The sequence below is a fragment of the Microbacterium terregens genome (assembly GCF_039534975.1).
Taxonomy (GTDB): Bacteria; Actinomycetota; Actinomycetes; order Actinomycetales; family Microbacteriaceae; genus Microbacterium; species Microbacterium terregens.
The window spans coordinates 618,111-638,115 of sequence record NZ_BAAAWH010000001.1; the positions used below are offsets into that span (position 1 = coordinate 618,111).

Genomic DNA, 20,005 nt, shown 5'->3' on the forward strand with positions numbered 1-20,005 from the left:
CCCGCGCCGATTCCGTGTCCCCAATTCGCATCCTCCCGAGGGCCTTTCCGCCGCCTTTTCGGGACCTCACCCACTCGGGAGCAGCGCAATGACCGTCGATCTCACCCAGCGACTGAAGGACCGCGTCGCCGTCATCACCGGCGGCGCGAGCGGGATCGGACTCGCGACCGCCCGTCGCTTCGCGGCCGAAGGCGCGTTCGTCGTGATCGCCGACGTCGATCCCGCGACGGGGGAGGCGGCGGCATCCGAGGTCGGCGGTGTCTTCCGTCGTGTCGATGTCGCCGACGAGACGCAGGTGAACGCGCTCTTCGATGGGGTTGCCGCCGAGTTCGGGCGCCTCGACATCGCGTTCAACAACGCCGGCATCTCGCCCGCGGACGACGATTCGATTGAGACCACCGAGCTGCCGGCGTGGGATCGCGTGCAGGACGTCAACCTCAAGAGCGTCTACCTGTGCTCGAGGGCGGCGCTGCGTCACATGGTGCCGGCGGGCAGAGGCTCGATCATCAACACCGCCTCGTTCGTGGCGTTGCTGGGCTCGGCGACTTCGCAGATCTCGTACACCGCGTCCAAGGGCGGGGTGCTCGCGATGACCCGCGAACTCGGGGTTCAGTTCGCGCGCCAAGGCATCCGCGTGAACGCGCTGTGCCCGGGCCCGGTCAACACGCCGCTGCTGCAGGAGCTGTTCGCCAAGGATCCCGAGCGGGCCCAGCGTCGCCTCGTCCACGTGCCGATGGGCCGGTTCGCCGAGCCCGAGGAGCTGGCCGCCGCGGTCGCCTTCCTCGCCTCGGACGACGCGTCGTTCATGACCGCGACCGCTTTCGTGGTCGACGGTGGCATCACCAACGCCTACGTGACCCCCCTCTAGGCGCGGGCATGTGCACAACTTCGCCAAATCGGCGACGGATGCCGGGGATCGACCCCGTTTTCGTCGCCGCGCGCGCGGATTCGCGGAGTTGTGCACACGACGGTGCGCGGACGGGGGGCTCACGATGACCGAAACACCGCTGCGGGAGGTGCGCCGGGCCGTCTACCGACCCCTGCGAGCAGGGAACGCGCTGGAAGACACCGTCGCGCGGCTCGTGCAGACCGTCCGCCTGGGCGTGGTCGCGCCGGGGGAGTCGCTGCCGCCCGAGCGCGAGCTCGCGAGCCGGTACGAGGTCAGCCGCGACACGGTGCGGGAGGCGATCCGAGAGCTGGCCGACACCGGGTACCTCGTCCGTCGCCGGGGTCGTTACGGCGGGACCTTCGTCGCCGATCCGCTGCCGCAGGCGCCGCACCCCGGCGTCGTGCCGCTCGACGAGCTCGAGGACGTTCTGGGTCTTCGACGCGTGCTCGAGGCGGGCGCCGCGAGGACGGCGGCGGGGCGCACCCTGACACCCGAGGCCCGCGCCGAGCTGTGGGCCCGCTATGAGGCTGCCACCGCGGCCGACACGGCGGAGTACCGCCGCCTGGACACCCTGCTGCACCTCACGATCGCGGAGGTCGCGGGCATCCCCTCACTCGTCGCCCTCGCGGCCGAGAACCGTGCGCGCGTGAACGCCTGGCTCGACACGTTCCCGCTGCTGCCGCGCAACATCGAGCACTCCAACGCTCAGCACGAGCGCATCGTGACCGCGATCCTCACCGGACGAGCGGATGCCGCGGAGGCGGCGATCCTGGAACACCTGGCCGGGTCCGAGGCACTGCTGCGCGGCTTCCTCGCCTGAACCGGAGCTTTCCGGCTGTGTTCCGCGCGACGACCGGTCGACGCGAGCGACGGGACGGAAAGCGTTCGGTAGCGTGGAGCGATGGCATCAGCAGACCAGACCGACGCCGCCGAGGGCGACGAACTCCCTGAGTTCCGCAACACGGCGCTCAGCGATGCGCTTCAGACGCAGGATCTGGCGGCGGTCGCGTTCGCGCTGCGGCACGGGCCGACCGTCGTACCCCTCATTGCGGCGGATGCTGCGGCCGACGAGTCGACGCCCGACGCGTCTGGTGCCGACGAGGTGTGGACCTACCGCGACCCGAAGACCGGCCAGGTCGCGCTGCTGCTGTTCAGTGACGCTGCGAACAAGCCGGCATCCCTCCCCGCCAAGGTCGCGCTCAACAGCCCGGGCTGGTTGCGTGCGTTCCTGGGACTGCACGAGGAGACCATCACCACCGTCTTCTTCGACATCGCCGGACCGCATCCGATGCAGGCGAGCCCGGCGGCGCTCATCACCGCGCTCGACGCCTGAAGCGGCTCGCCGTCGTCCGCCTCGACTTCGGCGACGCGGCCTGGCATGCTCAGGCGATGGAGTTCCTGATCGTCGGAGTCGTGTGTACCGCGGGCCTTGTGATCCCCATCGCGTTGGCCCGCATGCAGAGTCAGCAGCGCGGCAGCCATCCGCAGACACCGGGTGGTCGCAGCGCGGTGCGGGGCCGGCGCTAGAAGTCCGGCACGTCCGCGCCGGGAAGGGATCGCGAACGCGCACGCACGTCGTCAAGCGCCCCTCGCAGGGTGCGCGAGCGGTTGTCGATGAACTCGCTGTAGCCGAGGCGCGCGGCCTCGCTGCGCCGCTGTGCGGTCTGCGTCACCGGGCGGATCTCACCCGCGAGGCTCAGCTCGCCGATCGCGGCGAGCGTCTTCGGCACCGACTCGTTCCGCACTGAGCCGGCGACCGCGATGGCGATGGCGAGGTCCGCGGCCGGTTCGGTGAATCGCACACCGCCGACGGTCGAGACGTACACGTCGAGGTTGGAGGTGACGATCTTGGCCTTCTTCTCGAGCACCGCCAGCACCATCGCCACGCGCGCGCTGTCGACGCCGTTGACGATGCGTCGCGGGTTCGGAGCCGAGGTTTGGATCGTGAGCGCCTGCACCTCGACCGGCAACGCGCGCCGTCCTTCGAGGGCGATCGCCACGCAGGTTCCCGGTTCCGGGCTGCCGTGGCCGAGGAACAGGGCGCTGGGGTCGGCGACCTCGGCGATTCCCGCACCCGTCATGTCGAAGCATCCGACCTCGTCCGTCGGCCCGAAGCGATTCTTCAGCGCGCGCACGAAGCGCAGCGACGTCTGCCGGTCACCCTCGAACTGGCACACCACGTCGACCAGGTGCTCCAGGATCCGGGGCCCGGCGATCGAGCCGTCCTTGGTCACGTGACCGACGAGGACGACGGGCAGCCCACGCTCCTTCGCGACGCGAATGAGGGTGGAGGCGACCTCGCGCACCTGGCTGGGGTGCCCGGCCATGCCCTCGGACAGTGACGAAGACACCGTCTGCACCGAGTCGACGATCAGCAACTCGGGCTGAACCTGGTCGATGTGGCCGAGGATCGTCGCGAGATCGGTCTCGGCCGCGAGATACAGCTCGTCGTGCAGCGCCCCCGTGCGTTCGGCGCGGAGTCGCACCTGACCGGTCGATTCTTCGGCGCTCGCGTAGAGCACGCGTCGTCCGGCGCGTGCGCTGGCGGCGGCGACCTCGAGCAGCAGGGTCGACTTGCCCACCCCGGGCTCGCCGGACAGCAGAATCGCCGCGCCGGGCACGATCCCGCCGCCGAGCACTCGATCGAACTCGCCGACGCCGGTCGTCCGGCGTGGGGTGTCGCGTGAGTCGATCGCCGTGATGGGGCGGGCCATCCGATCGGTCCCGGGCGAGACGGCGGCGACGGAACGGTTCAGGCCGGTCGGCTCGGATGCTTCGACCACCGTCCCCCACTGCTGGCACTCACCGCACCGACCGACCCACTTCAGCGCGGTCCAGCCGCACTCGGTGCACCGATACGGCGCGGTCGCGGTCGTGCGTCGGGTGGCCATGCTCCCAGGGTAGGCGCGGCATCAGACAGTCGGATGCCGCGGCCCGCCGGTCCGCGGCATCCCGTCGTCACTGCCATGACACGCGGACGGTGCCGCGCTCAGCGGAGGGAGGCGGCGACCTCGCGAATGGCGTCAGCCGAACGGCGCAGCAGCCCCAGCTCGCTCGCCGAGAACGGGGTCTCCCGGATGGGCACCGCGCCGGAGGCGCTGACGACCGAGGGAACCGACAGGGCCACGCCGTCGATCCCGTGGTAGTCGTGCAGGACGGTGCTCACCGGCATCACCGCGTGCTCGTCGCGGAGGATCGCCTCGACGATCCGCGCACTCGAGAGCCCGATCGCGTAGTTGGTCGCGCCCTTGCCCAGGATCACTTTGTATGCGGCATCCCGCACGTCCACGGCGATGGCGTCCAGTTCGTCCGGGGTCATCCGCGGGTGGCCATCGGTCTCCCATTCGAGGATCGGGACGGTGCCGATCGTCGCTTTCGACCACAGCGGGAACTCCGTATCGCCATGTTCGCCCACGATGTACGCGTGCACGCTCGAGGTGGAAACCCCCGCGCGCTCGCCGAGCTTCCACCGCAGGCGCGAGGTGTCCAGCACCGTGCCCGAGGCGAAGATCCGCTCGGGCGGAAGCCCGGTGTCCTCCCGCGCCAGCACCGTGAGCACATCGCACGGGTTGGTCACGATGACGTAGATCGCGTGCGGTGCCGCTTCCAGCAGCTGCGGCAGCATCGTCTTGAGGATGCCGGCATTCACGCCCGCGAGCTCGATCCGCGTCTGCCCGGGGTTCTGCTTCGCGCCCGCCGTGATCACCACGACATGCGAGCCCTCGACGACGGAGATGTCGCTGCCGCCGACGATGTCGCTCGAGCCGGTGAACTGCGTGCCGTGGGCGAGATCGAGGACCTCGGCCTCCACCTTCGCCGTGGCGATGTCGTACAGCGCGACGTGTCTCGCGGAACCCCGGATCAGCGCGGCGTACGCGGTGCTGGAGCCCACGCTGCCGGCGCCGACCACGGTGAGTTTCGAGTTCTCGATGACGGTCATGCGTTCAGTCCGACGGGCGACGGATGCCGGGCACGATAGGACCGGGGTCAGCCGCCGGGGTCTGGGCGGGCGTGTCGTCGCCGGGTTGCGGCATCCCGTTGCGGATCCCGATGAACGAGACGACGCCGCCGATCGCCATGAAGACGGCGGTCACGATCGCGGCGCGGTGGAAGCCGGCGAGATCGAGTGATCCGCCCACGATCGCGGCGAGCATCGCGATCACGAGCAGGCCGGCGACCCGGGCGACGGCATTGTTGACCGCCGACGCGATGCCCGACCGGGCGCTGTCGACCGCGCCCAGGATTGCCGCGGTGAGCGGCGAGACGGTCGTGGCGAGGCCGAGTCCGAACACGATCATGCTCGGAAGGACCTGGGTCCAATAGTCGAAGTCCTCGTTCACGGTCAGCAGCAGGAGGGCGCCGAGCGCCATCAGGATGGGTCCCACGGTCATGAACAGGCGCGGCCCCCACTTGCCGGCCAGGGCTCCCATCCTCGAGCTGAGCACGATCATCAGGATCGTGGTCGGGATGCTCGCGAGCCCCGCGAGCGTTGCGGGGAGCCCCGCGCCCTGCTGAAGGTAGACGGCGACGACGAAGCCGTTGAGCGACAGGGCGCCGTAGACGAAGAAGGTCGCGACGTTGCCGGTCCAGAAGTTTCGGATCTTGAACAGGCCGAGAGGCAGAATCGGGGCGGCCGCCGTGTGCTGGCGCACCAGGAACCCTGCGAACAGCAGGATGCCGGCCGTCAGGGGGATCCAGATTCCCGGGGCCGCCCACCCGAAGTTGGGCTGTTCGATCAGCGCGTACACGGCCGCGCCCAGGCCGAACGTGCACATCGCGCCACCGAGCCAGTCGATCCGCGTGCCGGGCTTGCGAACGTCGCGCGCCTTCAGGCGCGTGAGCAGCCAGAGGGTGATGGCGATCGGCACGGCGTTGATGAGGAACACGAAGCGCCATGAGAGGAGGTCGACGAACAGACCGCCGATGAGAGGACCGGCGATCATCGCGCTGGTCGTCAGCGCCGTCCAGAGTCCGATCGCTTTGCCCTGCAGCGGGCCGCGGATCGTGGAGGTGATCAGGGCGAGCGAGCTCGGCACCAGAAACGCGCCGGCTGCTCCCTGCGCGGCGCGCGCGATGATCAGGAAGAGAGGATCGGGTGCTGCCGCGATCGCGATGGAGGCGATGCCGAAGCCGATGAGGCCGATCCTCATCACCAGGACGCGGCCGAATGCGTCACTCGCCGAGCCGGCCAGCAGGATCAGCGCGCTGAGGGTGATCAGGTACGCATCGACCGTCCACTGCTGCGTGACGAGGCCGCCGCCGAGTTCGCGACTGATGGCGGGAAGCGCGACGTTCACAACTGTGCCGTCGAGGAAGGCCACGAATGATGCGAGCGCTGCGATCCAGACGACCAGGCGCTGCTGCGCGTCCAAGGTGAGGCTCACCCCGCCCAACTTAGTCCTGAGCGAGGGCGTCCGGGCGGGTCGGTGCGGTCGTCACGGAGCCCGGTTCTGTCGATTGGCGGCTCGGCGCGCCGTGACGTAAACTCATCGGCGGTGACGTGTCCGAGCGGCCGAAGGTACAACTCTCGAAAAGTTGTGTAGGGTAACCCCCTACCGTGGGTTCAAATCCCACCGTCACCGCCACTTTGGGCCGGATCGAATTCCTTTTCAGTAGGTTTCGATCCGGCTCATTACTTTTGGTTCCTTCTCGTTCCTTCTGAATTGTGGGCACGACCTGATCAGGGGTTTCCTCGGGCGCCACATGCTCTGGGAGGAATTGGATCGAGAGTGATCGAGCAGGAACGAGACCGAACGAGGACGAGCTTTCCAGCTGCCGGAGTCGCCCGTGCCCACCCGTTTGCCCACATCATTTCGCGTGGGCACGCTGCCCACCGAAGGTCGGGCCATGACAGGTTCGAGGGCCGCCACGCCACGAACGGACGGGGCGCCCTGCACCGTTCGTTCGGGCTACCGCGAGTCAGGACCCGCGCCATCAATGAAGCGGTTGTCCAGCGAGCCGATGCCGTCGATCGTACTTATCAGGCGATCGCCGGGCTGCAGGAAGATCCCGCGAGTTCCGCCTACACCTGCCGGCGTACCAGTGAAGATGAGGTCGCCGGGATACAGCGTCACCACTTGCGAGAGATCGTGGATGACCTGCTCCACCGAGAAGATGAGGTCGGCCGTGGATCCGTCTTGCAATGTGAAGGGAGACGCACCCTGTGCCTCAGCGGTGGGTCCCGTGATGCGGGCGGTGATGCGGAGCGAGTCCGGATCGCCGAGTTCGTCGCGGGTAACGACGGCGGGTCCGAACGGTGCGAACGCCGGGTATGACTTGCCCAGGCTGAACTGCGGCACGGGTCCGCGCAACTGCACGGCGCGCTCGCTATAGTCCTGCCCGACCGCGTAACCTGCGATCGCTAGCCGCGCGTCCTCGAGGGAGCGGAGGCGATGCGATTCGCTGCCGACTACGACGACGAGTTCCGTCTCGAAGTCGACGAATGCGCTCGGGAGCGTCACCTTCGCCTCGGGGCCGGCGAGCGACGAAGCGAACTTGGTGAACACGACGATGTGCTCCGGGTACGCGAGCCCGGCCTCGTCGGCGTGATCGCGGTAGTTCAACCCGATCGCGAAGATTTGTCGGGGGTCGGGGATTGGTGGTCCCAGCGCGGCAGGGTCGAACTCATCGCCTACGGGGAGCTCGGTGCTTGCCGACCAGTGTGTGAATTCGTCCCACGCGTCGAAGATCGCGCGAGGCGCAGGACCAAACCGCCCGCTGCTAGCGCCGGCGATGTCAACGGCGTGCCCTTGGTGGATGAGTACCGCTCGACCCGACAGATTCGCGATCCTCATGCCTCAGCCCTCCGTGCCGGGCAGGAGCACACCAGCAGCCAGGCCGGGTTCGATGGCGATCCGACCCGGCCACGGGTCATCGAACCACATACCCTGCCGCGGATGCTCGGGGAGGAACTCACCATTGCGCGCGCGTTCGTGGATCTCCTGGGCGGTCGCTCCCGCCCGATAGGCGGTGAGCACCTTTTCGGGATCGAATTGCGGTCCGATCTGGTCCTCCGCGAACTCCTGGGAGGCCCACATCCACTCCTTTGACATGGCCCAGTCATTGAAGGCATCCACTTGGATCTCGACACCATTGCCGTCGGGATCCTGGTAGTACATCGAGATGGTCATGCCATGGTCAACACACACAGTGGGCGCGACACCCGCATCGCGAAGCCGCTCGTAGTTGTCGATCCATCCGTCGAAGCTGTCGTACTCGAAAGCCGTGTGATGCAAGCCGGCGCTATGCGGCTTGTCGACAGGTGGGTGCACTCCGGGAATCCTCAGCAGCGCGATGCGGTGGTTGGCATCGTCGTTGGTCAGCCACGCCGCGTGCTGCGAGTAGTACACCGGTTGCAGACCGGCGACGAGTTCGTAGAAGGCGACCATCGCGTCAACATCCATGGTCATGAACGTGGCGTGGTGGAGCTTTGGCGGGCGGATTGGTCGGGGTCTGGCTGTCAGGAAGTACTGACTGTGATCGATGGTCATGCTGCTGCTCTCTTCTTCGATGAGGTGATGATGGCGGGATCGGCATCGCGCGGGTCGTTTCCGCGCCATGCGATGTGCTGATCCGGGCGGATCAGCAGAAAGGGCGCCTCGGTGTCGACCTGGTCGGAGTCGACCACGATCATCACGAGCGGCACGCCGCACGACTCGAAGCGGGCGGTCGTTTCGGCAAGAAGCACCGCATCGGCATCGCGCGGGTGCAGCAGGGACAGCGAGGGCCCGAGGTCGTCGAAGATGGAATGACCGGGTCTGACCCATCGGTGGGGGAGACGCGCGCCGACCTGAGTCGACGGTCGATACGCGGTGACATCGATGGGGTGGTTGGTGTCATAGGTGTAACCAAGCACCAGCCCGAGTGAGTGGAACTCCTCGAACTTCGTCGCCTGGATCATGTCCGCCTCAGACGTCAAGGCGGGGCCGGTCGCCGCGAGGTTGCGCGCGGCGGATGCGATGGTGGCGGCTGCGATCCCTCGGCGCTCCGTTTCGTAGGTGGCGAGAAGCGACGGATCGGCCCAGCCGTCCAGAACAGCTGCCAGCTTCCACCCGATGTTCACCGCATCCCCGATGCTCGTGTTGAACCCGTGTCCGCCTAGCGGCGGGTTCACGTGGGCGCTCTCGCCGACGAGGAAGATGCGGTCAGTCGCGAATCGATCGGCGATCAGCATCCGAGGTGTCCACGGGTCCGTGGCCAGGACGTCGACCGCGACATCCGCTCCCGCGGGACCGATCAGCTGCTCGACCAGTCGGCTGATCTGGTGCGGATCGTCGCATTCCCCTGCACCGCTCAGCGATGCCCACCAGAGATCCTTGCGGTCGAGCGGGCCCACGATGCCGGGCGTCTCCGTGCCCAACACCCAATAGTGGAGGGCATCGCCCATCGGCGGGTGAAGGTCGGGTGCACGAAAGACGACATTCAGGTTAGGAACCGGCGCGCTCGAACCCGCCAACACGACACCGATCTGCTCCCGGACGGTGCTCCTCGCACCATCGCAGCCCAGCACGTACCGAGTCCGCATCCGATATGTCGAGCCGTCGAACCGGCGCACGACGAGCTCGACGCTGTCCTGATGCTCGACGAGTTCTTCCACTGCGTCGCCGAGCCGCAGGTCCGCGAATCCGCTTTCGCGCACGTGACGGCGCAATACCTGCTCTACGACTGGCTGGGCGATCTGCTGCCCTGACTCGGCCGAGAGCCCATTCTCGGCAGCGCTGAGCCCGAAGATGTCGTCGAACTCTGTGATCACCGCCCCTGTGACGGTGTCGCAGAACACCGCGCGTCGACACCACGTCGACGGGAGCGCGGCCGCGCGGCGGATGTCCTCGGCGATGCCCCACCGACGGAAGTGCTCCATCGTGCGCACGCTGGTGGTCTTCGCTCGCGGCCGGGTGTGACTGATCTTCGTGCGTGGTTCGATCACGGCGCAGCGTCGACCGTGGAAGGCCAGCTCGGCGGCGACGGCGAGCCCTGCGGGGCCCGCTCCGACGACGACCACATCCGCGTAGTCGTATGAAGTTTTCATTGGGCTATCGTTCGGGGTATGGGAGCACCGACGCACCAACGATTCCGATGAGCGGAACACAAACCTCTCGCCCGACCGGGGGACGCCCAAAGTCGGGGGAGCCTGTCCTGGAGCGTGCTTTCCGACTGCTGCACGCCTTCGCGGATGCGCCGACCCGATCGCTGACGCTGCAGCAGCTTGCAGCTCGTGCGGACCTGCCGAAGACGACGACGTTCCGTCTGGCCACGCAACTTGTGAGCCTCGCAGCGCTCGAGCGACTCGACAACGGCGAGTTCGTCATCGGACTGCGGATGATGGAGATCGCATCCCTCGGCCCGCGAGGCTACGGGCTACGGGCCACCGCTCTGCCCTTCATGGAGGACTTGCACCGGATCACGGGGCAGCACGTCCTTCTCGCAGTCCGCGACGGCAACGAGGCGGTGCTCGTGGAGCGCCTGTCCGCTCGAGACGCCACGACCGTGAAATACCGTGTCGGTGGACGTCTGCCCCTCGACACGACTGGAGTCGGCGTCGCGCTGCTCGCACACGCGCCGGAGTCACTCCGGGGTTCGTTTCTCGCCCGGCTCGAAGTCGACGGCCGCACGTCCCGACTCCGCGAGCTGCTTGCGGCCGTCCGCACCGAGGGCGTGTGTGAGATTACGGGGGCCAACCCTGCCGCGGCGCAGCCCGCGGCGATGTCCACTGTTGCCGCACCGATCCTCACGCGGCGAGGGCGACTGTTGGGTGCGATCTCGCTCGTCGCTCCGGCGGCAGGAGGCTCAGTCGCCGCAAATCGGGTCGCGCTGCGAACGGTGGGGCTTGCGATCGCTCGCACGATGGATGCCGCCGACCCGGGCTGATCGCCAGGAAATGTCGTTCCGATGGTCGGAATAGCGGATGCGAACCGCGGACGACTGCGCCGACGATGGCGGAATGGGATCCAGCGCGGCGCCGCATCATGATGCTTGCCTCGATGAGGCGACATCGATCGGCCGCTTTGCTGCGCAGGTCGCCGAATTCCACGGCGTCGACGCCAGCACTTACGCGCAGCTGCACGAGTGGTCTGTGACCGAACCGGAATTGTTCTGGGCTCGAGTGTGGGACTTCTTTTCCGTCGTCTCGTCCGCGCCGTATCGGCAGGTGGTCGATCGGCACTCAATGCCGGGCGCCCGGTGGTTCGCCGGCGCGAGGCTCAACTATGTCGACCAGGTCGCGCGCCACCGCGAGCTGCCTGGCGCGGCGGTCGTGTCGCTAGCGGAGGATGGCACTCGTCGCGAGCTCTCCTGGCCTGGGCTGCTAGACAGCGTCGCCGTATTCGCGGATCTGCTTCGGACACTCGGCATTCGCCCCGGAGATCGAGTGGCCGGGTACCTGCCCAACGCACAGGAGGCGATCGTCGCGTTCCTGGGATCGGCTGCGGTTGGCGCGACCTGGGCATGCTGCGCGCCCGACTACGGCGCCCAAGCCGCAGCCGAGAGGCTTAGCCAGCTCTCGCCTCGCGTCCTCGTCGCCTCGACCGGCTACGAGTTCGGAGGCCGATCGCACGATCGCCGCGAGGCAGTCTCCGAGCTCGCCACGCTGATCGGTGTCGAGGCTCTGATCGTGGTCGACTCGCGACCGACGATTGCGGACGCCCCGGCAACCGATATTCGCGTCGAGCGCTGGGCAGAGGTGGTCGATGACCGTGCGGCGGTCGGCGGCATCTGCCTCCGCACCGAGCAGGTCTCCGCAGAGCATCCACTGTGGGTGCTCTTCTCTTCTGGGACGACCGGTAGGCCCAAGGGCATCGTGCACGGCCACGCCGGGATCATCGTCACCCATGTGGAGTTGTTCGGTCTGCAGATGGATCTTGGCCCCGGTGATGCGTTCTTCTGGTACACCACGACGAACTGGATGCTGTGGAATATCGTGGTGGGGGCGCTGTTGAGTGGCGTCACCGCGGTGGCGTATGAGGGCAGCCCTGTCCAGCCGACGGCGGACCGCCTTTGGCAGATCGTCGCGGACGAGCGCGTGCGCGTGTTCGGAACCAGCCCCGGGCACCTGCAGGTTTGCGCCGCACGAGGACTTCAGCCCGGGCTCGCCCATGACTTCTCCTCGCTCCGGATGCTTGCGGTGACCGGCGCGCCAATGTCACCGAACCTGGCTCAATGGGTGTCGGACGCGGTGTCTCCTGACATCCCCGTCGTTTCCAGCAGCGGCGGAACTGACGTCGCAAGTTCGTTCGTCGGTGGCGCCCCCTCGCTTTCCGCAGAGGCCGGCCGGATACCCGGACCCATACTCGGTGTCGCGGTCGCCGCGTTCGACGAGAATGGTGAAGCGGTGCGCGACAGCGTCGCCGAGCTAGTGATTACGCAGCCGATGCCCTCGATGCCCCTGGGGCTGTGGGGCGACGCCGACGGTCGCCGATACCGAGAAGCCTATTTCCAGAGGTATGACGGAGTCTGGCGACACGGCGACTGGGTGACTCACGCCAGCGACGGCAGTTTCGAGATTCACGGCCGGTCCGACTCCACTTTGAATCGCAACGGCGTGCGCATCGGCTCGGCCGATCTCTACACCGTCGTGGAGTCACACCGCGCGATTGCCGAGGCCTTGGTGGTCGGAGTGGAGCGACCTGGCGGCGGATACCGGATGCCGATGTTCCTGGTGGCGAGCCCCGGGTACGAAATCGACCAGGCGACGATAGACGAGCTACGCCAGCGGTTGCGCGCCGAGGCCTCGCCCAGGCACGTTCCCGACGAGTTCCACATCGTCGACGCGCTTCCCCACACGAAAACGGGGAAGAAGCTCGAAGTCCCCATCAAACGCATCCTGCAAGGCGCGCTCGCCGACGACGTCTGCAGTCCCGGATCGATTGATCGGCCCGAACTCATCGACTTCTATACGACCCTCGCTCGGCAGTGGGATGCCGAATAGGGATCACCCCAAAACACCCAACACCTATCGCTCGAAGGAGAGCAAAATGCCTGTCATGCACGCACCCGACGACATCTTCGTCCCCCACGCGTTCCCAGAGAAGCAAGTCAATCTCGGTGAGATCACGATGAACTACGCGGAGGCGGGCTCCCCCAAGAATCCTCCACTCCTGCTCATCCCTGAGCAGAGCGGGTCCTGGTGGGGATACGAGGTGGCGATGGGGATCCTCGCTGAGCGGTTCCATGTCTTCGCCGTGGACATGCGTGGTCAGGGCCGAAGCACCTGGACACCGAAGCGCTACAGCCTCGACAACTTCGGGAACGACCTCGTCCGCTTCATTTCAATCGTCATCCGGCGTCCCGTGATTGTCGCGGGCAATTCCTCAGGCGGTGTTCTGGCGGCGTGGCTGTCCGCGTTCGCGATGCCCGGTCAGATCCGTGCGGCCCTCTGCGAGGACGCTCCCTTCTTCGCATCCGAAGTTAATCCCTCGATCGGGCACTCGGTGCGTCAGGCCGCAGGCCCCGCTTTCGAGCTCTACCGCGATCACCTCGGCGACCAGTGGAGCATCGGAGACTGGGCCGGATTCATCGCTGGAGCGAAAGCATCCCCGGCCAAAGTGATGCAGCTCTTCCCGCAGGCGGACGAGCCGCCGCAGAACCTTCGGGAGTACGACCCCGAATGGGGGCGCGCGTTCATCGAGGGCACGGTTGCGGTGAACTGCCCCCACGAGGTGATGCTAAGCCAGGTCAAGACACCCATCCTCATCACGCACCACATGCACATGGTCGATCCGGAGACGGGTGAATTGCTGGGCGCCCTGAGCGACGAGCAAGCTGAGCGTGCGCGGGAGCTCATGGAGTCTGCCGGCGTCAGGGTCGACTACACACTGCTCCCGGATGCCTTCCACATGATGCACATGTTCGACCCCGAGCGGTACGTGGCTGTGCTCACAGAGTGGGCAGCGAGCCTGCCCGCCGAGGCGCAGCTCACTCGCTGATACTCAGCGCGAACAGGCGGCCGGGGGGTTCCTCCCCCGGCCGCCTTTTCCGTCGCTGACACGCACGGCTCAGGGAACCGAGGCGCCGCCGTCGACGTAGAGTGTTTGGCCCGTGACGTATGACGACTGATCTGATGCGAGGAACGCGGCAACTGCGGCGATGTCTTCAGGGGTCCCGACGCGTCGGACGGGAGTCGCCTCCGCGTTCATGCGTCGAAACTCGTCGACCGGCACGCCTAGCCGAACGGCGGTGGCGTCGGTCATTTCGGTAGCGATGAACCCGGGAGCGATGGCGTTGACATTCACGCCGAACGGACCCAGCTCGAGCGCGAGCGTGCGGGTGAATCCCTGGATGCCCATCTTCGCCGCGGAGTAGTTCGCCTGGCCGCGGTTGCCGAGCGCCGAGATCGACGAGACGTTGATGATCTTGCCATAGCGCTCTCGCACGAAGTGCGCTTGAACGGCGCGGGAGAAGAGAAAGGCGCCCCGGAGGTGCACGTTCATCACCAGGTCCCAATCGTCGTCTGTCATCTTGAACAACAGGTTGTCTCGCGTGACCCCGGCGTTGTTCATGAGGATGTGCACACCTCCGAGTTCCTCGACGGTGCGCGCGACGGCGGCGTCGACGTCGGCGGTGACGGAGACATTTGCGCCGATCCCTACGTGAGGGACCGCACCCGGAAGCCGAGCAGCAGCTGCGGCCGCGGCATCCTCGTCGATGTCGATCAGCGCGACCGATGCGCCTTCCTCGGCGAATCGGTTCGCGACGGCGAATCCGATCCCGCGCCCGCCGCCGGTGATCACCGCGACGCGGCCCTTGAACTGAGCCATGGGGGGAGCCCTTTCTATGTTGTGATGTCAGGTAATAGTGGTGCCGCCATCGACGACCAGAGTCTGGCCGGTGATGTAGCTTGCGGCATCGGAGGCGAGGAACACGACGGATGATGCGAGCTCGCGTGGATCGCCCATTCGGTCTATCAGCAGGCGCCGTCGTGCGGACTCGAAGTATCCGTCGTCGTACTGGTCGGTCATCTCCGTCGCGAAGAATCCAGGGGCGATCGCGTTGACGCGGATGCCCTTTCGGCCGGTCCACTGTTGCGCCAGGTCCCGAGTGAGCCCCAGTAGGCCCGCCTTCGACGAGCTGTACGCGGCCTGGGGCAGACCGCCGGTGGTGATGCCGAGCACTGAGGAGATGTTGACGATGCTCGAGCCAGGGAGCATGACTCGCCCGCAGGCCTGCGCCATCCAGTAGCTGCCGTTGAGGTTCACATCGATGACGGCGCGGAACTGGTCAGGGGTTTCTCGTGTGGCGGGTACCGACGTGGCCACCCCCGCGTTGTTCACGAGGACGTCGACACGTCCGAACCGCTCCATCGCGGCATCCACGAGCGCCTGGCACGACGACGGGTCTGCGACATCCGTCGTCACCGCGAGCGGCTCCCGCCCGCTCGCCTCGACTGCCTGCGCCGTGGTGAGCAGGCCCGCCATGCGGCGCGCGCCCAATGCCACATCGGCGCCGGCCTCGGCGAGCGCGTCGGCGATCGCGACCCCGAGACCGCTGGATGCCCCGGTGACGATCGCCACCTTGCCGTCGAGGCGGAACAGATCATCGAGCCGACGTCTAGTCATGACACTCGCTCCAGGATGAGTGCCATGCCCATTCCGCCACCGACGCACATCGTGATCAGTCCAGTGGTCCGGTCGTGCCATTGCAGGGAGTTGATCATCGTGTTCTGCAGGCGTGCGCCGGTCATGCCGAAGGGGTGGCCGATGGCAATCGCGCCTCCGTTGACATTGAGACGATCAATGTCGATCCCGAGGTCCTGGTAAGAGGGGATTACCTGGGCGGCGAACGCCTCGTTGATCTCGACGAGGTCGATGTCATCGATCGTCATGCGAGCGTTGGCGAGCGCGCGACGGGTCGCGTCAACCGGGCCGAGGCCCATGATCTCGGGGGACAGCCCCGACACGCCAGTCGCGACGATCCGCGCGAGTGGGGTGATTCCCAGTTCGGCCGCCTTGCTGTCCGACATGATGACGACCGCTGCGGCACCGTCGTTCAGCGCACAGCAGTTGCCGGCTGTGACGACACCGTCGGCCCGGAAGACCGGTTCAAGCTGACTCATCGTCGCGTACGTGACCCCGCTCCTGGGACCATCGTCGGATGCGACGACAACGCCGTCCCGCGTCGACACCGGCGTGATCTCGCGCGCCCAGAATCCGCTTGCGATCGCCTGTTCGGTCAGGTTCTGCGAGCGGACAGCGAACTCGTCGAGCTCGCGTCGGTGAAGGCCCCTGGCTGATGCCAGGTTCTCGGCGGTCTGCCCCATGGAGATGTACACGTCGGGAAGCTCTCCCGATTCGCGCGGGTCGTGCCACGCCGTGCCGAGAGGGAGCGCTGCGGTCGCCGACGTGCGGGCCACGGCGTCGTCGAAGATCGGATTGAGCGTGTCCGGGAGGGTGTCCGAGGTACCTTTTGTATACCGCGAGACGGTCTCCACGCCTGCGGAGATGTAGATGTCCCCTTCGCCCGCTGCGATCGCGTGGAAGGCCATTCGGGTTGTCTGCACCGACGATGCGCAGTAGCGCGTCACGGTGGTCCCGGGCACAGAGTCCCACCCGTTCAGGACGGAGACAACCCGGCCCATGTTGTTTCCAGACTCGCCACCGGGCAGCCCGCATCCGAGGATCAGGTCGTCAATCTGTCGCGGGTCGAGCTCGGGGATCTTGTCCACCGCGGCGCGGACGATCGTCGCCGCCAGGTCATCGGGGCGGATGTCTCTCAGCGAGCCTTTGTAGGCTCGTCCGATCGGACTGCGCGCGGCGGAGACAATCACTGCTTCGGGCATGGTCTTCCTCTTTTCTGGTCGAATGTCAGGGAACGAGGAGAACGACAGACTCGACCACGCACCCGGGTTTGGTGAGTCCGTGGATCTCCACAGTCCCCGTAATCACGAGTTGATGTCCGAGACTCACGGGGGTCAGCGACTCGAGTGTCGCCGAGAGGCGAATGCGCGAGTCGACCGGGACCGCCGCCGGGAAACGCACCCGGTTGAGGCCGTAGTTGATGCTCATTGCAAAGCCGTCGACCCGCACGAGCTCGTCGAGGAGCTTAGGAACGAGCGAGAGCGTGAGATAACCGTGCGCGATGGTCGTTCCGAACGGTCCGGTTCTTGCACGGATCTCGTCCACGTGGATCCACTGATGGTCGCCGGTGGCATCAGCGAAGTCGGTGATCGTGGCCTGAGTCAGCCTGTGCCAGCGCGATGGCCCCAGCTGACGTCCGATCGCCCGGGTGACACCGTCGACACCTGAAAGCACTTCCACCACCTGCCACCTCCATCGATGCAACGAATCGTGATGTGTTGCAACGGTGACACGTCCCTCCGCGACGGATCAAGACAGAATCCGCTAGTCGGAATCGACGCGCACGACGACGGCGATCGCCGCCTCGACTTTCTCGGCATTCGGCTCGTCGCCGGTGATCAAGTCGGAGTAGACGAACGACTCGATCACGCGCACGACGAGGTACGCGAGGTCGTGCGCGTCGAGCGGGTGCCGAAGCAGCCCGGTTTCCCGCTCGTGCGTGATCATCTTCTCGAAGCGGTTGACGACGTGCTGCTGCAGGTGAGATTCCTTCGTCGTGATGAGCCGTAGGGCGCGCTCGGGCTCGCGCCGCAGGAAGACGCGGTAGTAGCTCGCCGAGAGCAACGCCTCGGCGTATGCGCCGGCCGCACGAGCGATCCGACGGGCGCCTGTTTCGTCGAGCGACGCCTCAATTCTTGCGAGAGTGGGGTCGGTAAGAGATGTCAGAACGCTGACCAGCAGGGTGTCACGATTGCCGACCCAGCGGAACAATGTGCTGCGATCGACCCCCAGGTCGCGCGCGAGATCTTGCATGTCGATGCGTTCACCCGACATGAACCGGCGCCGAGCTATGCGGAAGGCTTCCGCAGGACCAGCGTTGGGAGCCCCGCTCACATGCGCTGCATCGTCGCCGGTCATCGCCGTCATCCTACCGACCAGGTCAGAGCGAGTTCGGGTCGAGATCGAGGAAGAGTCGGTCCCGGCGCCGCAGGGTGTCGAGCAGCGGGGTGACAATCGGGAGTTCGTGCGCAAAGAAGTACTCCGCTGCACTGCGCTTGCCCTCATAAAATGCACCGGTCCCAGACCTGGCAACACACTCCTGCTCGAGCCACAACCAGGCCACAACGACATGTCCGATCGCCTCGAGACCACTCGTCGCATTCGCAAGCAGCGCCTCTACCTCCCTGGTGTCCTCGAGCGCGGCCTTGACCTCAGCGATGTGATGCGCGAGCGCTGCGGCGTGACGCGCTGGCGCACCGCCCACGGCTGTCGCCGCCGCGATCGAGCGCTCCATCCTCGTCCACAGCGAGCGAAGGCCGTCCGAGGACCTGAGGATCTTGCGACCGATCAGATCGACGGCCTGGATGCCGTGGGTGCCCTCGTGGATCATGTTCAGCCGGTTGTCCCGGTAGAACTGCTCCACCGGGAAGTCTCGGGTGTACCCGTATCCGCCGTGCACCTGGATCGCAAGGTCGTTCGCAGTCAGACACCACCGCGACGGCCACGACTTCGCGATGGGCGTGAGCAGGCCGAGGAGTAACGTCGCTTCCGCGGCGGCGTCATCCGTGGAGGCCGTGAGCTGCTCATCGACGAGTAGAGCGCAGAAGAGGACGAGGGCGAGACCGCCCTCCACGTACGCCTTTTGCGCGAGGAGCATCCGCCGCACGTCGGGGTGGTCGATGATCGGAACCTGGGGCGCGCTTGCATCCTTCAGGTTCATAGGCCGACCCTGCGGCCGTTCGCGCGCATATGCCAGCGAGTGGAGATAGCCGGTGTAACCAACTGCGACAGCCCCGGCGCCCACGCCGATGCGCGCCTCGTTCATCATGTCGAACATGATCGGCAGCCCGGAGCCCACCTCCCCGACGAGGAAGCCCACCGCTCCAGCCTGCGCGCCCGGCGTGTGCGCCCCGTCTCCGAACGCGAGCAGCGTATTCGTCGTCCCTCGGTACCCCATCTTGTGATTCAGGCCGACGAGCGTGACGTCGTTCCGTTCGCCCGGTTCGCCGGACCCGTCCGGAAGATGACGCGGCACGATGAACAGCGACAGTCCCCTCGGACCAACCGGCGCACCAGGGGTGCGCGCAAGCACCAGGTGAACGATGTTGTCGGCGAGTTCGTGGTCCCCACCGGAGATCCACATCTTCGAGCCGAACACGCGATGTGTCCCGTCCTCCTGCGGAACCGCAATCGTCGTGATGTCGCCGAGAGACGAGCCTGCCTGCTGCTCAGACAGGCACATCGTGCCGAACCATCTGCCTTCGAGGATTGGGATCGCAAACGTTGCAATCTGTCCGGGTGTTCCGTGAGTGACGAGAAGGTGTGCGTTCGCTTCGGAGAGGAACGGGTAGGCGTATGTTGCGAGGGATCCGGCGGCCAGGTACGTCATGCACGCTGAACGGACGGCGTAGGGAAGCTGCGCGCCTCCAATTTCCTCGTCGAATGTGCTCGCGATGAGGCCGGACTCGCCAAATGCTCGGAGTGCCGTGAGCAGTTCAGGCGGCTGGATAACTCGTCCGTCCAGGCCCATACGCGGTTCGTTCTCGTCAAGCAGACGATTGATTGGGGCGAAGACTTCCGTGCCCAAGTGTTCAGCGAGGTCGAGGACGGAGTCGAACATGTCGCGGTCGTAGGCGTGGAAACGCTCTCGCGCGGCCAGCTGATCGACTTTGAGCCACTCGTACAACATGAACTCGAGATCCCGACGAGCGAGTAGGCGATCATTGGACATGAGAACTCCTTCGTCTCGATTCAGCGAGTTTCAGCCTGCAACGTTTTCGCAGACGATGCGCCCGGTATTCCACTCATCGGTTCCGGGCGCATTCCAGCTGGGCACGTGTCGAATGTTCCGTGCCAACTTGCGCTACCGCTCTTCTGGCCTCATGAGGCCGTCTCGTGGTCTTGCCAACATGAAGGGGTGGCTGCATGACGAGCTCCGTGCGTGGGCTGTCGCTCACCGCGATCAAACGCGGCAGATCCTGACGCGGAGGTGGTGCTGGGTTCATACGATGCCGCGTCTCGGGTGATTGTCTGTGCGTACTCAGCGCGAACTGGCGGCGCGGATGATGCTGAGTTCGGTGTGCGAAACGAGTGCAACGAGTGCGTGGAT

At 66.5% G+C, this 20,005-nt stretch carries 18 protein-coding genes and 1 tRNA gene; 7 read left to right on the forward strand and 12 right to left on the reverse strand.

From position 1 onward, the window contains the following. Positions 1–88: 88 nt before the first annotated feature. From ABD655_RS02865 to ABD655_RS02875, 3 genes are all read left to right on the forward strand, one after another. Positions 89–868, forward strand: a complete 780-nt coding sequence (locus ABD655_RS02865; RefSeq protein WP_344711531.1) for a 3-oxoacyl-ACP reductase — start codon at positions 89–91, stop codon at positions 866–868. A 124-nt stretch (positions 869–992) separates the two neighbouring features. After that, complete coding sequence (locus tag ABD655_RS02870) at positions 993–1,709, forward strand: FadR/GntR family transcriptional regulator (RefSeq protein WP_344711532.1); 717 nt, start codon at positions 993–995, stop codon at positions 1,707–1,709. Positions 1,710–1,790: 81 nt separating this feature from the next. Further along, entirely contained in the window at positions 1,791–2,222 is a 432-nt protein-coding gene (locus ABD655_RS02875; RefSeq protein WP_344711533.1) for a dehydrogenase, read from the forward strand. Positions 2,223–2,412: 190 nt separating this feature from the next. On the opposite strand, the gene radA is transcribed toward ABD655_RS02875, so the two are convergent. From radA to ABD655_RS02890, 3 genes are all read right to left on the reverse strand, one after another. Beyond that, positions 2,413–3,780, reverse strand: a complete 1,368-nt coding sequence (radA, locus tag ABD655_RS02880) for a DNA repair protein RadA (protein WP_344711534.1) — start codon at positions 3,778–3,780, stop codon at positions 2,413–2,415. Positions 3,781–3,878: 98 nt separating this feature from the next. Further along, positions 3,879–4,829 (reverse strand): L-lactate dehydrogenase, encoded by a 951-nt coding sequence (locus tag ABD655_RS02885; protein WP_344711535.1) that lies wholly within the window; start codon positions 4,827–4,829, stop codon positions 3,879–3,881. A 4-nt stretch (positions 4,830–4,833) separates the two neighbouring features. Then, on the reverse strand, positions 4,834–6,273 hold the full coding sequence (locus ABD655_RS02890) for an MFS transporter (RefSeq protein WP_344711536.1): 1,440 nt from the start codon (positions 6,271–6,273) through the stop codon (positions 4,834–4,836). A 110-nt stretch (positions 6,274–6,383) separates the two neighbouring features. Between ABD655_RS02890 and ABD655_RS02895 the strand changes: the two genes are divergently transcribed. Further along, positions 6,384–6,474, forward strand: a tRNA-Ser gene (locus ABD655_RS02895). A gap of 324 nt (positions 6,475–6,798) precedes the next feature. Here ABD655_RS02895 and ABD655_RS02900 read toward each other — a convergent pair. Genes ABD655_RS02900 through ABD655_RS02910 form a run of 3 tightly spaced genes read right to left on the reverse strand, consistent with a single transcriptional unit; the run spans position 6,799 to position 9,917 of the window. Next, positions 6,799–7,683: a fumarylacetoacetate hydrolase family protein gene (locus ABD655_RS02900; protein WP_344711537.1), complete on the reverse strand. Its 885-nt coding sequence runs from the start codon at positions 7,681–7,683 to the stop codon at positions 6,799–6,801. A 3-nt stretch (positions 7,684–7,686) separates the two neighbouring features. Then, the gene (locus ABD655_RS02905; protein WP_344711538.1) at positions 7,687–8,448 is read right to left on the reverse strand and encodes a VOC family protein; all 762 of its coding nucleotides are present in this window, start codon (positions 8,446–8,448) and stop codon (positions 7,687–7,689) included. Beyond that, entirely contained in the window at positions 8,376–9,917 is a 1,542-nt protein-coding gene (locus ABD655_RS02910; RefSeq protein ID WP_344711539.1) for an FAD-dependent monooxygenase, read from the reverse strand. The genes ABD655_RS02905 and ABD655_RS02910 overlap by 73 nt, the downstream gene beginning before the upstream one ends. A gap of 47 nt (positions 9,918–9,964) precedes the next feature. Here ABD655_RS02910 and ABD655_RS02915 point away from each other — a divergent pair, with 47 nt between their 5' ends. From ABD655_RS02915 to ABD655_RS02925, 3 genes are all read left to right on the forward strand, one after another. After that, entirely contained in the window at positions 9,965–10,756 is a 792-nt protein-coding gene (locus ABD655_RS02915; protein WP_344711540.1) for an IclR family transcriptional regulator, read from the forward strand. A gap of 73 nt (positions 10,757–10,829) precedes the next feature. Then, positions 10,830–12,812, forward strand: coding sequence for an acetoacetate--CoA ligase (locus tag ABD655_RS02920; protein ID WP_344711541.1), 1,983 nt, complete (start codon positions 10,830–10,832; stop codon positions 12,810–12,812). Positions 12,813–12,858: 46 nt separating this feature from the next. Then, the gene (locus ABD655_RS02925; RefSeq protein WP_344711542.1) at positions 12,859–13,809 is read left to right on the forward strand and encodes an alpha/beta fold hydrolase; all 951 of its coding nucleotides are present in this window, start codon (positions 12,859–12,861) and stop codon (positions 13,807–13,809) included. A 69-nt stretch (positions 13,810–13,878) separates the two neighbouring features. On the opposite strand, the gene ABD655_RS02930 is transcribed toward ABD655_RS02925, so the two are convergent. The 6 genes from ABD655_RS02930 to ABD655_RS02955 form a co-directional block, all read right to left on the reverse strand. Further along, on the reverse strand, positions 13,879–14,640 hold the full coding sequence (locus ABD655_RS02930; protein ID WP_344711543.1) for an SDR family NAD(P)-dependent oxidoreductase: 762 nt from the start codon (positions 14,638–14,640) through the stop codon (positions 13,879–13,881). Positions 14,641–14,667: 27 nt separating this feature from the next. Next, positions 14,668–15,438 carry an SDR family NAD(P)-dependent oxidoreductase gene (locus tag ABD655_RS02935; RefSeq protein WP_344711544.1) on the reverse strand — a complete coding sequence of 257 codons (771 nt, stop codon included), beginning with the start codon at positions 15,436–15,438 and terminating at the stop codon, positions 14,668–14,670. After that, positions 15,435–16,658 carry an acetyl-CoA C-acetyltransferase gene (locus ABD655_RS02940; RefSeq protein ID WP_344711545.1) on the reverse strand — a complete coding sequence of 408 codons (1,224 nt, stop codon included), beginning with the start codon at positions 16,656–16,658 and terminating at the stop codon, positions 15,435–15,437. Before ABD655_RS02940 ends, ABD655_RS02935 begins: the two co-directional genes overlap by 4 nt. Positions 16,659–16,683: 25 nt before the next feature. Beyond that, a complete protein-coding gene (locus ABD655_RS02945; RefSeq protein ID WP_344711546.1) occupies positions 16,684–17,139 on the reverse strand; it encodes a MaoC family dehydratase in 456 nt (151 codons plus the stop codon). A gap of 81 nt (positions 17,140–17,220) precedes the next feature. Then, the gene (locus ABD655_RS02950; RefSeq protein WP_344711547.1) at positions 17,221–17,814 is read right to left on the reverse strand and encodes a QsdR family transcriptional regulator; all 594 of its coding nucleotides are present in this window, start codon (positions 17,812–17,814) and stop codon (positions 17,221–17,223) included. 22 nt (positions 17,815–17,836) lie between these two features. Beyond that, the gene (locus tag ABD655_RS02955; RefSeq protein WP_344711548.1) at positions 17,837–19,627 is read right to left on the reverse strand and encodes an acyl-CoA dehydrogenase; all 1,791 of its coding nucleotides are present in this window, start codon (positions 19,625–19,627) and stop codon (positions 17,837–17,839) included. Positions 19,628–20,005 lie beyond the last annotated feature (378 nt).